We start from the raw sequence: 13,523 nt of genomic DNA, 5'->3' as shown, positions 1-13,523 counted from the left end.
TTTCCCTGCAGTCAAGGCTGTGTTTCGCCAGTGTTACGCGTGCGCCTGGCCGAGTGGCGATGGCCACCCTGGCTCGAACTGCATGGTAGTCCTGCCATCGGCCGAGGTACGCGGCGACCTGAACTCCATTTATGCGGTGCCGGGCGGCCGGTCGGGCCCGCCTATTCTGGGGTGCATGGCACGCATCACCGGATCCTGGCTCTCCGGACCTTCGGCCGACTCCGGAGATCCGGCAACCCCCGAGTTCCCCGGTGAACATCTCGGCCTGCCGAAGACCGGAGCGGGCTCGCTGGCGGGCATGGGCCGCCGTATCGCCGCCCTGTTCGTGGACTGGTTGATCGCGCTCGGCATCGCGGCGCTGATCGTGCGCGGCGGCTCGGCGTCGAGCCTGACGCTGCTGATCTGGTTTGTGATCGGCGTCGGCGCGGTCACGCTGTTCGGATTCACGCCAGGGCAGTACTTCCTGCGGCTGCGGACGGTCCGCATCGACGCGCCGGCGCGGGTCGGCTTCGTGCGCGCGCTGGCCAGGCAGCTGCTGCTGATTTTCGTGGTGCCCGCGTTGTTCACCGACGCCGACGGGCGTGGGATGCACGATCGCGCCACCGGCACAGCGCTGGTGCACTCGCGCTGAGCCGCCCAGCATCGGATCTGCCCGCCGCCGGGTAACGCCGATAGGCTGCGCCGGTGTCTTCGAATCCGGTGATGCTCGCTGCCCGCTTCCTGCTCGAGCTTGTTGCTGTGGCTTCTTTCGGCGTCTTCGGCTGGCGCGCGTTCGAAGGGCCGTGGAAGTTTCTGCTGGTGGTGGCGCTACCGGTGGTTGCGGCAGTCATGTGGTGGATATTCACAGTGCCCGGCGACCCGAGCCGTGACGGCCAGCCGAAGGTGGCCGTGTCCGGTTCGACGCGCCTGGTGATCGAGCTGACGGTGCTCGGCGGCGGGGCGCTCGCGCTGCAGTCGGCCGGCCTGCCGAGCTGGGGTGTGGCGTTCGCGGTACTGGTGATCGTGTATCACGCGCTCGCCTACGACCGTGTCGTCTGGCTGCTCGGCCGCGATAGAGGCAGCGGGCGCACACCTTGGGTATAGAGCATGAAGCAAAGAGTCCGTGTCGCAGGGACACGGGCCTCCCCGGGAGTCGGGTCAGCGCCTGCGGATGGTTCGCTGGACGCCGCGCATCTTGGCGCCCCCAGGCATCGGACCCTTCGGCAGCGCGGGCCCGCTGCGCGAGCTCAGCGCGGATAGACGGCCCTCGATGAGGTCGATGCGCTTGGTGTCGATGTTGCGGGGCAGCTTGGTCAGGTAACGCTGCAGTTCCTTCAGCGGAACCTGGCCCTCGTCGTTGCCGATGACCACGTCATAGATCGGTGTGTCGCCGATCAGCCGGGCCGTACGCTTCTTTTCCTGGGCCAAAAGCGATTTCACCCGCTGCGGGGAGCCCTCGGCGACCAACACCACGCCGGGCAGGCCGATCACCCGGTGCACCGCGTCCAGCTGCGTGGTCGCGGCGATGCCGTTGTTCACCCGCCACTTGCCCTGCAAGTTGTCCAACACCCAGGCCGCGGCGCCCGCCTGGCCCTCAGCCTTGCCGTAGACGCTCTTTTGCACCCTACGGCCGAAGATGATGAATGCGAGCAACGCGCCGAGCACCACGCCGAGCGGAACGAGGAACCAGGTCAGCCCGAAGATCACGCCGATGACGACGAAGACGGCGGTGCTGCCGATCACGGCGCCGATCATCAGCGGCAGCAGCAGCTTGTCTTCCTTGCGCTGCATCTGGAACGCCTGCCAGAGTTGCGTGCGACGCTCTTTCGACTGCTGCTTGCGAGCCGCTTTCGCCGCGGCCTTCGCTTCCTTGGTGGGCTTGCCTGCTGCCATGTCTCTCAGGATAGTGCCCAGGTAGTCCCGGCTTTACCACGGGACATGGCGCGATCAATTCCCACCGCGGTGGCCGATCGGGCCGAGCACGCTGAGATCCAGATCACCGGATGCCTCGGTCCAGCCCATGGCGCGCAGCTCCACCGGAGTGGTGACGCCGAGGGCGTCGCGCAGGCCGATGGCGACCGAGCGGGCGAACGCGAGCAGGCTGCCCGGGGAGATCGGCCAGAACAGCGTTCTGGTCCAGTTGTCCGTGTCGCGCCGCAGCACGGGCTCGTGCCAGCCGAGTTCGCGCAGCTCCTGCGCGGCGACGTCCGGGATCGGCTGCGTCAAATAATTGTTACCGGCCAGCTCAGCGGATAATTTGATGTCGTATTGGACGAACTGGACGTAGCGATTACCCGGCGCCGCGATGATCAGCGTCGCACGCGAGGGAAGCTCCGAGAGACATTGCGTCAGCGCTTGCGCGAACCGTTCCCAATCCGCGGTCACCGGCACGCTCATTTCTCCCCCGGACACTCGAACTGGGCTGATCATACGCCGACCAGCCGCAGGCACCAGGCGGAGTATGTTGAACCACGGCAGAGTTCACGCGAGACGTAGCCATACGAAATAACTCGACGCGTGCGTCGCAACGCCGACCCGCCATCCGTATCGCAGTCCCCTCATACCACCGCCGGAACCTGCGGCGTCTCCGCACGCCACGAGACAACCCCGTACCCACGGAACACCGGCGCGCCGAGTGTGCGACTCGCCGGACGCAGCGCCCACGACGCGACGGCGCAGACCGCAAAAGAGCCTGTGTAGAAAGGAGGATTCACACCCGACCCGTGCGCGATATGCGAGACGAGATCACCGGTGAGATCGAAAAACGTTCCCGCATAATCCCATCCCTTCCCGAGCGGAAAGCGTGGTGCCAGAATCGCCATGGCGCCGAGCACCTTCCAGAATCCGAGAATCGTCATCACATAGGCCGGATAACCCAGCTCGGTCATGCCCGCTTCGGTGGCCGACGCGTGCATCAAATCGGCTACGCCGCCCGATGCCAAAATGAATACCGTCGCTGCGGTGGTGGTCCAGAATCCGATGGATCGTGCCTTGCTCATCGTGGCAGCCCCTCTTTGTTCACGCGGCGCGTTGTGCGCCGCCACATCCCTGACCGGCACCACCGCTGGAATGTGACAGCACGCGTGTGACGCGGCACCGCATTCCCGCTGGGCCCGATCGGTGGGGTGGAGTGACTGCTCACCTACCGGATGTGAATCGTCGAAGTCGTGCCCGCCCGCAGACGAGGGCACCTGCGCTGGTGACAGATCGAGGTCGCCGGGGAGGACACCACGGCTGCCAGGTGTCGCTGCTAGTTCCGCGCAGTCGGCGTCCGGATGCTTCTAGCGGACGGTGGCCAGGACCCTGGCCCGATAGCAGTCCAAGACGGAGACCACCGCGAACAACGCAGCCAGCCCCGCCGCCGCGATCCTGAAATACTGGCCGACCTCGAATTCGCCCGCTGCACGTTCGATCTCGTCCAGAGTGTGCTGATTCCGATCGTCGAACAGGATCGACGCCCGCGGCCACAGGTAGCGGATCGACAGCAGGAACTGGCCGCTGACCAGTGCGGTCAGCGAGCAGGCGAGCCACCGCCGCGCGATGCGATACCGCACCGACACCGCACCGGCGATCAGTGCGGACACCAGCATCCCGGCCCCGAGCGGACGCATCACCTCACCGACGGCGACCACGCTCATGAATTCCTGGGTCAACTCGAGGGACTCGGGAATGTCGCGGAAGATATTGGGATACAACAGCAGTGTCTCCGAAGCGGCGACAGCGAATACGAAGAATGCGATGATCGCGTATGTCCCGATCACAGTCATTGGAATCGTGAAGGTCTTCATGATGTCCTCTCGGCGGCAACCGGGTCATGGTGCTCTGGATTCGGTGCGGGTGCGACCGGCTATCGCGCACTGGTGTTGACGCCGCGGGCTCGCTGGATCGCCAGCCCGATCACACCGGCGAGCAACCCCCAGATCGCGTTCACGATCAGCACTGGGACGATGGCGATCGGCGTAGCGAAGGGACCTTCGAGGTGGCCTGTCAGGATCGGGGAGACTATTGCGCTGAGCACCATCGAGAGCGTCCCGTAGGTAAGTCCGGTGCAGACGAGAGTCAGCAATGGTTCGCGGACTTTGGTGAGGCCGACGGCGGCGATCCAGATGACGGTGATACCAAGGGTCATCGCAATCGGCACCAGCGGCGAGAGATCGAAATCCGCTTGGTCTTCGATGATGCGGATCAGGGGGCGGATCAACGCCAATGCGCCGAGGCCGAGGATGAGTGGCCAGTTCAATGTCTTCAGAGTGGCGGTCAGGGTGTTCACGCTGTTGACATTATGGATCGCGCCCGGGCCAGACATCTGGCTGCGCTCTCGATCCCTATCGCCTTTCGGTGCTGTCGGGTACGTCGAGAAGCGACACTCCTGGTCGCCTCCAGACCGAGGCGGCATCGGGAAAGGATTCGTAGGATCGTGCTATGACGGCATGGGCGCGCTCGCGCCGAGACGACGTCCCGCAGTGGTTGCTGGACGTGCTACTCGGCGCTGGCGTCGCGCTGGCGATCGCATTTATCATCGCCATGGAGCAAGGCGGTCAGCGGACACCGGACCTGGTCGCGTATCTGTTCGCGGCAGGCTTCGGCGCGCTGATGCTGCTGCGTCACGGACTGCCGCGAATCATGTTGGCCGCGACGGCAATCGGGACTTTCAGCTACTATGCCCTGGAATACCCGCCGATTGGGATGGCAGTGCCGCTGGCGGCCGCTCTTTTCGCGACCGCCGATGCGGGGCTGACGTGGTGGGCGATCGGCGCCGGGGTGCTGGTGTTCTCGGTATCGCTAGGATTCCGGCTCCGTCAAGGCGAATCCGCGGCGTACCTGGCCGGGTATGAGGGGGTGTCGAACGTAGCTCTTATGGTGACCGCGATCGCGCTCGGTTCCTCGCTGCGCTCCCGTCGAGTCCGCATAGCACAACAAGCCGAGATCACACGCCTGACAGCGGAGCAGTCGGTTCGTCAGGCGGAGCTGCGGGTCCGGGGCGAGCGCGAGCGATTGTCGCGGGACCTGCACGACACGGTCGGCCACGCGATGTCGGTGATATCCCTGCAGGCCGGTGTCGCCGTCGAGGCCATCGGCCGCGACGACGTGGCAGCGCGCACCGCGGTCGAACATATCCTGAAGACGAGCTACTGGTCGCTGCGCGACGTTCGGTCCATGGTCCGGCTACTGCGCGGCGATAACGATGTCGATGCCCGCAGCGTGCTGTCGCTGGCTGGGGTGCCTGGCCTGGTGGAGACCACGCGCGGAGTAGGGATCGATGTGACATGTGAGCTGAGCACCTCGCTCGACCAGTTGCCGCCACAAGTGGATGCGACCGCGTATCGCGTCGTGCAGGAGGCTCTCACCAACGTCGTCTGCCACGCCGACGCCACCAAGGCGAGCGTTACCGCCGACATCGACGATGGCATCCTGCATATCACGATCAGTGACAACGGCACGGCCGCCGTGGTGCCCGTCGATGATTCGGCGCGCGGGCATGGCCTGGTCGGAATGCGGGAACGCGTGCGCATTCTCGGCGGTACCCTCACCACGGGCCCACGCGATGGGGCCGGTTTCCTAGTTGAAACCCGCATCCCGATCGAGGTACCCGAATGATCCGCGTGGTGGTAGTGGACGACCAGGAACTCGTCCGCACCGGTCTGCGGGCTCTTGCCGAGCGCGACGGCGACATTCAGGTCGTCGCTGAGGCGGTAACCGGCAGGGAAGGGGTGGTTGCGGTGCGCAGGCACATCCCCGAAGTCGTGCTGATGGATATCCGCATGCCGGTCCTGGACGGTATCGCGGCCACTCGGCAGATCATCACCGATCCGGCGCTGGCCGGTGTACAGGTGGTCGTATTGACGACGTTCGACGAGGACGAAAACATCTTCGGCGCCATCCGCGCTGGTGCCGCCGGATACCTACTCAAAGACATCAGCCCCGACGGGTTGCGCGCAGCAATCCGCACCGTCGCCGCAGGCGATGCCCTACTGTCCCCATCGATCACCCGCACCATCCTCAACCGCGTGGCTCGCGATACCGGATCAACGCGCCCCGGCATCATCGCCACGCTCACCGAACGTGAGCGTGAAGTCCTCACCAGAGTCGGCATGGGCGAAAGCAACAGTGAGATTGGCGCAAGCCTGCACATCAGCCCCGCCACGGCCCGCACCTATGTGAGCCGCCTGCTGTCCGCCCTGCATGCCCGGGACCGCTCGCAACTCGTCGTGCTCGCCTACGAATCCGGACTGGTCACACCCGGCATCAATTCGACATAGGTCCGCGGTATCGCCCCGGTCACCGACACCGCCGAGGTCCGGCTGCTGGCCCAAGACTGGCCGATTTCGGCAGGCCATCGGATCGGCGTGCGCGTCACCGCCGTGGTCGACATCGTGTGGTCGCAGTCCCCCGCCTCGGCGCAGGTCGCCGTCGCCGCGGGGAGCGACGGGCTGCCATGCTGATCGGAACGCGCAACCCCGACCTGCCCGGCGACCTCACCGAGAGCATCGTGACGTGGCAAAACGAGATGACCATAACGCTCGATCCCGGCGTGCTGAACAATGCAACGGTGTCCATGAATCCGCCCGACCGCGACGGTGACCGATGACGGAGCCGGTAGACGACCTGACCGCCGAACGCCTGGCCGCGGCGCTGCGCTGCGCGACCGTGTCCGCCGAGGAGCCGGAGGACGCGACCACCACCGCGTTCGAGCTCCTCGACGCCCACCTCGAGCAGTCCTTCCCGCTGGTACACGCCGAGCTCGAACTACGACGGTTCGGGCACAGCAGGCTCTACCGATGGCCGGGTAGCGAACCCGGCCGGGTCGCCGCCATCCTGCTCGCGCACCAGGACGTGGTGCCCGTGGACGATCCGCAGCGCTGGACGCATCCGCCGTTTGCCGGGGTGGTGGACGACGAATTCATTTGGGGCCGGGGCGCCATCGACGACAAGAGCCGCGTCGTCGCCATCCTGGAGGCGGTCGAGTCGGCGCTCGCCGGGGGTATCCAGCCCCGGCACACCGTGTATCTGGCGTTCGGGCACGACGAGGAGGTCTTCGGCGGGCATGGCGCCGAGCGCATGGCCGACCATCTCCGGCAGGCGGACGTACACGCGGACCTGTTGCTCGACGAAGGCGGCGTGATCACCCAGGGTATCGCCGACGGCGTACGGCAGCCGGTGGCCACGATCATGCTCGGCGAGAAGGGCTGCGCGACGGTTCGGTTGTCGGTCACCGAGGTGGGCGGTCACTCGTCCATGCCGGGCAAGCAGACCGCGGTCGGACGGCTCGCCCGCGCGGTGGGGCGAATCCAGGACCATCCGATGCCGCTGCGCCTGACCCCGGTGATCGCGGACATGCTGGCCCGGCTGCGCCACGCCATGCCCGAGCCGCGGCGGCGCCTGCTCGGCCTCGCCGGCGTCGCGGCGCCGGTGATCACGCGGGTGATGGCGGCGCGTCCGCACACCGAGGCGCTGGTGCGCACCACCGCCGCGCCCACCGTGATCCGCGGCGGGGTGAAGTCCAATGTGCTGCCACAGCATGCCGAGGCGCTGGTGAACTTCCGCATCCTGCCTGGCGACTCGGTCGCCTCGGTGCTCGACCACTGCCGGAAAGTGGTGCGCGACAAGGGTGTTCGCCTCGAGTTGGTCGGCATGTCCGCGGAACCGTCGCGTACCACCGGCCCCGGCCCCGCCTTCGACCTGATCGCCGAGCTCGCTCGCGACATCGTGCCTGGTATCGCGGTGACCACCGGTCTCGTCCCCGGCGCCACCGACTCCAGGTACTACGACGATCTGGCGGGCACCCGGTGTAATTTCGCCCCGATCGTGCTGGACGAACGCGACCTGGCCTCGATTCATGGAACCGACGAGCGCCTCTCCCGGGTCAACTACGCTCGACTCATCGAGTTCAACCGGCGGCTGATCGAGCGGCTCGCAGCAGCCACGACCAGTGCGCCATCGACGTCAGGAGCCGATGCATGACCACCCAGCCCACGGCGGACGACGCCACGCCGACCGCGATCCGCACCGAGTCCGGCGAGTTCGACGGCACCGGCAGCGGGGTGGCCTGGCGCGCGTGGCTGCCCGACGGCACGGCGCGTGGCGCGATCGTCCTCGTGCACGGCGTGGCCGAACACTCCGGCCGCTACATCCACGTCGGGAAGCGTCTGGCGGCCGAGGGATTCGCGGTCTACGCGCTCGACCACATCGGCCACGGCAAGTCGGCGGGCGGCAAGGCCAACATCGGTTCGATGGAAGGTGCCGCCGACAATGTCGCCGCCATGCTCGACATCGCGCGCCGCGAGCACCCCGACGTATCGCACTTCCTCCTCGGGCACTCGATGGGCAGCCTCATCGTGCTCTACTTGGCCACCCGCGCGCCGATCGACGTCGCGGGCATCGTGGTGTCGGCCCCGCCGCTGGACATCCCGGTCGGCAATCCGGCGCAGCGGTTGCTCGCACCCGTGCTGAGCAGGCTGGCGCCGAGTCTCGGTGTGTTGAAATTGGATTCGTCGCAGATCAGTCGTGATCCGGCGGTGGTCGCGGCCTACGACAACGATCCGCTGGTCTACCGGGGCAAGCTGCCTGCCCGCACCGGCGCCGAGATGCTGCAGGCCAGCGCGACGGTCAAAGGGCGGCTGGCGAAGCTCTCGACACCGCTGCTGGTGCTGCACGGCACCGCCGACTCGATCGCCGCGCCTTCCAGCTCCGACCTCATCGAGCGGAGCGCGGGCTCGAAGGACCTGACCGTGATCCGCTACGAGGGCCTCTATCACGAGGTGTTCAACGAACCCGAGCAAAACAAGGTTCTCGGCGACGTGGTCGGCTGGCTGGAGGCGCACCTTACCAGCCAGTAGTATCCCCGCATGGGAACTACCAGATCCATCGCGTTCATCCGGGCCAGCTGGCACAGTTCGATCGTCGGCAAGGCCTACGAGGGCTTCTGCGCCGAATACGCCGACCTCGGCTTCGACCCGGCCACCATCGACAAGTTCGAGGTGCCGGGAGCGTTCGAGATACCGCTGCACGCAAAACGTCTCGCGTACTCGGGGCGGTACGCGGCGATCGTCGCGTCCGCGCTGGTGGTCGACGGCGGAATCTACCGGCACGACTTCGTCGCCTCGGCGGTGATCGACGGGCTGATGCGAGTACAGCTGGATACCGACGTACCGGTGTTCTCGGTCGTGCTCACACCGCATCATTTTCACGAGCACAGCGAGCACGTCACCTACTTCACCGAGCACTTCGTGACCAAGGGTGCCGAGGCCGCCCGCGCTCTGGCCAGCACCCTGAGTTCCCTTCGGTCACTTCCGGTGTAGTCCGGAACTCGACTTTCCCCGTCCGCGAGGTTCTGGGGCAGGCCGGTTCAGTGGAAGCGCACTTGGGCCAGCACGGCGCGGTGATCCGAGCCGGGCACAGTCAAGGTGTGGATTTTTTCGGCGGTGGCTTCGGCGAGCAGGATGTGGTCGATGCCGATCACCGGGCCCCAGCCGCGGTCGTTCGGGAAGGTGGGGAGCAAGCCCGCGCCGGTTTGATCGGCGGCGGAGGCGAAGCGGCCGCGCAGCAGGTCGCGGTAGGCCGCGTGGTCGCGGGTCGCGTTGAAGTCCGCGCCCACGATCACGGGACCGGTTCGGGCATCGAGGATTTCACGGACCCTGCGCATCTCGGCGGTCCACGCCTGGAATGCCAACGGCGGGACCGGATGTAAGGCGAAGACCGTGATCGGTCCGCGTTCGGGGTGATCCATCGTCGCGGACACGTTGTTCAGGATGAAACCGACGTATTTCGTGTTGTCGCGCAACGGGTATCGGCTGTAGATGCCCGTTCCACCGCCGCCCGTGCGTGTCGGCTGAGTGTAGTGGTACGGCAGATCCTCCAGGATTCCCGCGATCGTCAATCGCTCGACCGCCTGGTCGGTCAGTTCATCGACGGTCAGCACGTCCACCCGGTTCTCGCGCACCGCGCGGACAACGGCCGCCGGATCGGCGCCGCCGAACAGCAGGTTCGATTGCATGACGATGAGCTGTGTCCCGCTCGCGGCCCGCCCGTCGGGCACGAACACGGGCGCCAGCGTCCACAGCGTGACCGCGGCAAGCACCCCGGCGACGGCAGCGCTGCGCCACTTGCGCGCGCTGAGGAACAGCACCAGACCGACGACCGCCCCAATCATGAAGTACGAAGCCCCGGACGCGACCAGCACCAGCCATCGCCGCTGCCACGCCCCGAAATGCAGCACGATCCCGACGGCTCCCGCCGCCACCGCGCACCACCCCGCTTCGAGCAACGCCCGGTCCATCCATTTACGCATGTGGCCGAGACTATCCGCCGATTGTGGAGATCCCGGTGTGGTACGGATGCAAATCGGTTCAGGAGCACCCGCTGTCGCTTTCGTCATCCGACGAGAACTGCGGTACACCACCGCGCCACACCGACGGCAATACTCCTGCAATGACTACGAATTCACGCGAAGCCACGAAAAGCCGACGATTCACAGGTGCGTGTGGGGTGCGATAAGGTTCTTCGGCTATATCAGTTCATCGAAAAGGACATGGATATGAGGCGTTCGGTCGTAGCTCCACTGTGTTTCGTGGGAGCAGCGTTTCTGGGAGTAGGCGCTGCCGGGATAGCACAGGCAGATCCGATGCCGGACAAGTCACGGGCGGTCACCACAGAGGACGGTTGGGACCTGCGGATCACCACGACCGCAGCGAGTCTGGATCGCGTTCCGAACTTGGCGGCGACGCCGTTCACCCGCGAGGGATTCGTGAGCCTCACAGCGACTGCCGACATCTCCGGATCCGGCCAGCAGCCGGTGGACGCGGGCAGCCTGACGCTCGGCTATCAAATCGGCTGCCAGGTGGATGTCTCCACCGGGGCCGCCGTCGGCGTGTCGGGACTGATCGGGCCGAATGTCGGTATCACGGTAGCGCCGACACCGGGATTGAACGTCGGAGGAAGCGCATTGGTGGTGCCGTCGATCTCAGTCAATCCGAAACCAGGAGCGATCACCGCCCTTCCCTTCGGCACGAAGACGTTGGCCGGACCGCATGGCTCCATCAGCGTGGACCAAGTGCAGATCAAGGTGGATGCCTGCCTCGGGGCCGTCAGCCTGCGCTCGTACGCGATCGTGTCGATGTCCACGCCCACCGCCGACAATTCCGTCGCCGTCTATGGCGACCCGATCTGGTTGTGATCATGAAACGCCGCATAGGAACAGCCCTTGTGGCCGCAGTGATAGCGGCTGGCACCCAAGCCGTCGCCGCCCAGGCGGAGCCGATCCCACCGTGTGACGAAGAGCTGATCACGGTCCCTGGGAAGCCCTGCGACACACCGGTACCCGAGGAACCCACCCACCCCGACGAAGAGGCCGGACCAGGATCGTCAGGATCGAATGGGCCACCCTCGCCACCGCAATCCCCCGGCACGAGCGGCCCGCCCGATAAGGGCGGCTCAGGTGCGTCGGCACTGACTCCGCCACCACCTGGCCACGCGCACGGACACGGACACGGGCACGGACACGCGATCGTGCCCGTGCCGCAGTAGGCCGGGCAGATAGCGGCTATAGCCGGGTAGGTCTAGATCCGGTCGAGCTCTCAGGCGCGGGTGGAGATCCGGTGTGGCGCGGATGTGGATCGGCCCACGCGCTACCAGCTGTCGCTGTCCTCGTAGCACGAAAAGCGTTGTCGCGTCGCCATACGGTTCGCTCGCAGCCCGTGCCGAGGAGTGACGCCCCGGGTCGGACCAGCTTCTCCGCCCCCTTCAGCTGCTGCTGACCGTACCCGGCCGATAAAGGTCGTCTCGCCGCCCTCTTCGCGCCACCGCCGTCGGCGAGGAGGAGCTCGAGATCTGGGACCGGGCGATCGAGGTATTCGGTTTCGAGCTGGGGCGAGGCCGCCGGTACGGTCGACGCTGGTCCGCGACGACCTGTTCGACCCCGACACCTTGATCCCGCTGCGCCGCCTCGCGCCCCAACTGAGCGCCCCGCTGCCGCGCTCGCGTCTCGACGCGGCATTCATCGCGCCCGAACCGGTCGTCACCACCGTCAAGCGCCGCAACGCGACCGTCGAGATCACGAGCGAGGGCCGCAACGCCGAACAGCTCGCCGCCGTCGAGCCGAATCGCGGTGGGCTACGACGCCGACGCACCTTGGAAGACAATCGCTACCGCCGCCTTCGCGGGCCTCGCCCTCGTTATGGCCGTCTTCGCCAGTGGTTCGTAGCAGTCCTGTTCGCGCTAGGCGCGCTCGTCCCGGTGTGGAAGTACCGCAACGCCCGCAACACTGCCCAGAACGGCGCCCCGCCGCGACGAGCAGCTGGCCGAGGTCCGCTCGACACTCGTACAGGCCCGCAAGAACAACGCCGCCGAGGAGCGCCGGCTGGCCGAGGGATGCAAAGCCGACCGTGAGGCCCTCGACCGCTTGATCGCGTCGCTGCCTGTCGATCGGGATTGACGCGAAGGGCAGCATCCACCGGCCGATCGAGCTGCCTGCGTACATCGTAGGAGTCGCCGTCACGCCAGGCCGCTCCCCCGGCCTGGAGGCGGTTTCACAGACCGGCTTCTCCGCCTCTACTCAGCCGCTCCTGACCGTAGGGGCCGGTATACAGGCCCCGCAAGAACGCCCACGCGTGATGACTGGATCCGCAGTGCCACAGAATGATTCGCGATACCGGGCGGGAATTCGAGCTCGCCATTGTTGCCTCCGGCCAGGACGTCGGTCCACTCGAATTCGTTGAAGCGGTGTTCGATCGTTCAATACAGCCATTGTCGTAGCGACAGCGGTGGTGGCGGTTTTGCTGGGTGCCTTCTTCGCAGTGAGTACGTGTCGCGAAGGCCGTTTGGCGGCCGGACTCCGCCGGAGCGGAGGAACCAATGACCACCGCGGCCCAGCCCTATTGACATCCACACGTACTCCATGGTTAGGTCAGTCACGTGGGTGGTAGATCGATCTACCAAAGTCGTTTCTCTCGCGCTGCGGGAGCATGAGCTTTCGACACGCCGGTCTAGCGGGAGAATTCGGCTAAATGGCCATCGTCACCGCGGCGGTCTGGTTGATCGGTTTCGCGCTCAGTTTCCACTGGCTGGGGCAGATTAGGAGAACCGCAATGTCCGAGCGGTGCAAAACGTGATGAATGGGCAGGGCGAGAACGGTCGAGATGACGCAGCAGAATGCGTCGATACTCCCGATGCGGTGTTCAGCCTCCTGGGTGACGAAGGGCAGGCGGAGGACGTCGACAGCACGGCTGCCGCCGAGCAGGAGTCGGGTGGTGGCGAGGTTGCAGATACCGCGGCGGAATCCGGCCCGGCGGCCGATAGCGATGAGTCGGTGGATGACATTTTCCGGCGCGTTGCCGAAGAGTTGATAGTCGAACGGAATTGATTCACAGTCGAATGACCAGTGCGATATTCGAGTTCTGGGATCCGGTGCGGTGGCGACCGCGGGTGGTGGTGCGGCGGTTTCGGTGTTGGGTCGAGGCTTCTGGCCGACGGCGCAGGATGGTGTGGTTGCTGGGGATCACTCTCGCGTTGTTCGTCTTTCCGGGTGTTGTCGGTGGGGTGGCTGTGGC

The 13,523-nt window shown here is 66.2% G+C and carries 16 protein-coding genes; 10 read left to right on the top strand and 6 right to left on the bottom strand.

From position 1 onward, the window contains the following. Positions 1-175 precede the first annotated feature (175 nt). On the top strand, positions 176-631 hold the full coding sequence (locus tag AB0H00_RS30645) for an RDD family protein (protein WP_357273159.1): 456 nt from the start codon (positions 176-178) through the stop codon (positions 629-631). Positions 632-684: 53 nt separating this feature from the next. Then, positions 685-1,083 (top strand): YrdB family protein, encoded by a 399-nt coding sequence (locus tag AB0H00_RS30640; RefSeq protein ID WP_357273157.1) that lies wholly within the window; start codon positions 685-687, stop codon positions 1,081-1,083. Between the two features lie 54 nt (positions 1,084-1,137). Here the strand turns inward: AB0H00_RS30640 and AB0H00_RS30635 are convergent, their stop codons facing one another. From AB0H00_RS30635 to AB0H00_RS30615, 5 genes are all read right to left on the bottom strand, one after another. Beyond that, positions 1,138-1,872, bottom strand: a complete 735-nt coding sequence (locus tag AB0H00_RS30635; protein WP_357273154.1) for a DUF4191 domain-containing protein — start codon at positions 1,870-1,872, stop codon at positions 1,138-1,140. A gap of 54 nt (positions 1,873-1,926) precedes the next feature. Further along, complete coding sequence (locus AB0H00_RS30630; RefSeq protein ID WP_357273152.1) at positions 1,927-2,376, bottom strand: hypothetical protein; 450 nt, start codon at positions 2,374-2,376, stop codon at positions 1,927-1,929. A gap of 161 nt (positions 2,377-2,537) precedes the next feature. Continuing rightward, a complete protein-coding gene (locus tag AB0H00_RS30625) occupies positions 2,538-2,978 on the bottom strand; it encodes a DoxX family protein (protein ID WP_357273150.1) in 441 nt (146 codons plus the stop codon). A gap of 282 nt (positions 2,979-3,260) precedes the next feature. Next, a complete protein-coding gene (locus tag AB0H00_RS30620; RefSeq protein ID WP_357273148.1) occupies positions 3,261-3,767 on the bottom strand; it encodes a hypothetical protein in 507 nt (168 codons plus the stop codon). 59 nt (positions 3,768-3,826) lie between these two features. Further along, a complete protein-coding gene (locus tag AB0H00_RS30615; RefSeq protein WP_357273146.1) occupies positions 3,827-4,249 on the bottom strand; it encodes a hypothetical protein in 423 nt (140 codons plus the stop codon). Between the two features lie 152 nt (positions 4,250-4,401). On the opposite strand from AB0H00_RS30615, the gene AB0H00_RS30610 reads away from it, so the two are divergent. From AB0H00_RS30610 to AB0H00_RS30585, 6 genes are all read left to right on the top strand, one after another. Further along, entirely contained in the window at positions 4,402-5,577 is a 1,176-nt protein-coding gene (locus AB0H00_RS30610) for a sensor histidine kinase (RefSeq protein ID WP_357273144.1), read from the top strand. Beyond that, a complete protein-coding gene (locus AB0H00_RS30605) occupies positions 5,574-6,239 on the top strand; it encodes a response regulator transcription factor (RefSeq protein WP_357273142.1) in 666 nt (221 codons plus the stop codon). Before AB0H00_RS30610 ends, AB0H00_RS30605 begins: the two co-directional genes overlap by 4 nt. A 176-nt stretch (positions 6,240-6,415) precedes the next feature. Next, positions 6,416-6,568: a hypothetical protein gene (locus tag AB0H00_RS30600; protein ID WP_357273140.1), complete on the top strand. Its 153-nt coding sequence runs from the start codon at positions 6,416-6,418 to the stop codon at positions 6,566-6,568. Further along, positions 6,565-7,941 (top strand): M20/M25/M40 family metallo-hydrolase, encoded by a 1,377-nt coding sequence (locus AB0H00_RS30595; protein WP_357273137.1) that lies wholly within the window; start codon positions 6,565-6,567, stop codon positions 7,939-7,941. Before AB0H00_RS30600 ends, AB0H00_RS30595 begins: the two co-directional genes overlap by 4 nt. Next, positions 7,938-8,816, top strand: coding sequence for a lysophospholipase (locus AB0H00_RS30590; RefSeq protein ID WP_357273135.1), 879 nt, complete (start codon positions 7,938-7,940; stop codon positions 8,814-8,816). Before AB0H00_RS30595 ends, AB0H00_RS30590 begins: the two co-directional genes overlap by 4 nt. Positions 8,817-8,825: 9 nt before the next feature. Then, positions 8,826-9,278 carry a 6,7-dimethyl-8-ribityllumazine synthase gene (locus AB0H00_RS30585; RefSeq protein WP_357273133.1) on the top strand — a complete coding sequence of 151 codons (453 nt, stop codon included), beginning with the start codon at positions 8,826-8,828 and terminating at the stop codon, positions 9,276-9,278. 47 nt (positions 9,279-9,325) lie between these two features. Here the strand turns inward: AB0H00_RS30585 and AB0H00_RS30580 are convergent, their stop codons facing one another. Continuing rightward, on the bottom strand, positions 9,326-10,267 hold the full coding sequence (locus AB0H00_RS30580) for an endonuclease/exonuclease/phosphatase family protein (protein WP_357273131.1): 942 nt from the start codon (positions 10,265-10,267) through the stop codon (positions 9,326-9,328). 333 nt (positions 10,268-10,600) lie between these two features. Between AB0H00_RS30580 and AB0H00_RS30575 the strand changes: the two genes are divergently transcribed. Together AB0H00_RS30575 and AB0H00_RS30570 are read left to right on the top strand one after the other, a co-directional pair. After that, positions 10,601-11,152 carry an MspA family porin gene (locus AB0H00_RS30575; RefSeq protein ID WP_357273128.1) on the top strand — a complete coding sequence of 184 codons (552 nt, stop codon included), beginning with the start codon at positions 10,601-10,603 and terminating at the stop codon, positions 11,150-11,152. A 1,920-nt stretch (positions 11,153-13,072) separates the two neighbouring features. After that, complete coding sequence (locus AB0H00_RS30570; protein WP_357273126.1) at positions 13,073-13,336, top strand: hypothetical protein; 264 nt, start codon at positions 13,073-13,075, stop codon at positions 13,334-13,336. Positions 13,337-13,523 lie beyond the last annotated feature (187 nt).

Origin of the sequence: Nocardia sp. NPDC023852, assembly GCF_040639505.1 — a bacterium.
In the GTDB taxonomy this organism is placed as follows: domain Bacteria; phylum Actinomycetota; class Actinomycetes; order Mycobacteriales; family Mycobacteriaceae; genus Nocardia.
Note: the sequence above shows the minus strand (reverse complement) of the source record. Positions and strands in the feature narration are given on the sequence as shown.

Bases quoted from the DNA above. Each gene is read 5' to 3' on its own strand.
- AB0H00_RS30580 (WP_357273131.1), bottom strand. From the start codon at position 10,267: ATGCGTAAATGGATGGACCGGGCGTTGCTCGAAGCGGGGTGGTGCGCG.
- AB0H00_RS30645 (WP_357273159.1), top strand. From the start codon at position 176: ATGGCACGCATCACCGGATCCTGGCTCTCCGGACCTTCGGCCGACTCC.
- AB0H00_RS30585 (WP_357273133.1), top strand. From the start codon at position 8,826: ATGGGAACTACCAGATCCATCGCGTTCATCCGGGCCAGCTGGCACAGT.
- AB0H00_RS30595 (WP_357273137.1), top strand. From the start codon at position 6,565: ATGACGGAGCCGGTAGACGACCTGACCGCCGAACGCCTGGCCGCGGCG.
- AB0H00_RS30590 (WP_357273135.1), top strand. From the start codon at position 7,938: ATGACCACCCAGCCCACGGCGGACGACGCCACGCCGACCGCGATCCGC.
- AB0H00_RS30625 (WP_357273150.1), bottom strand. From the start codon at position 2,978: ATGAGCAAGGCACGATCCATCGGATTCTGGACCACCACCGCAGCGACG.
- AB0H00_RS30635 (WP_357273154.1), bottom strand. From the start codon at position 1,872: ATGGCAGCAGGCAAGCCCACCAAGGAAGCGAAGGCCGCGGCGAAAGCG.
- AB0H00_RS30605 (WP_357273142.1), top strand. From the start codon at position 5,574: ATGATCCGCGTGGTGGTAGTGGACGACCAGGAACTCGTCCGCACCGGT.
- AB0H00_RS30610 (WP_357273144.1), top strand. From the start codon at position 4,402: ATGACGGCATGGGCGCGCTCGCGCCGAGACGACGTCCCGCAGTGGTTG.
- AB0H00_RS30620 (WP_357273148.1), bottom strand. From the start codon at position 3,767: ATGAAGACCTTCACGATTCCAATGACTGTGATCGGGACATACGCGATC.
- AB0H00_RS30630 (WP_357273152.1), bottom strand. From the start codon at position 2,376: ATGAGCGTGCCGGTGACCGCGGATTGGGAACGGTTCGCGCAAGCGCTG.
- AB0H00_RS30575 (WP_357273128.1), top strand. From the start codon at position 10,601: ATGCCGGACAAGTCACGGGCGGTCACCACAGAGGACGGTTGGGACCTG.
- AB0H00_RS30600 (WP_357273140.1), top strand. From the start codon at position 6,416: ATGCTGATCGGAACGCGCAACCCCGACCTGCCCGGCGACCTCACCGAG.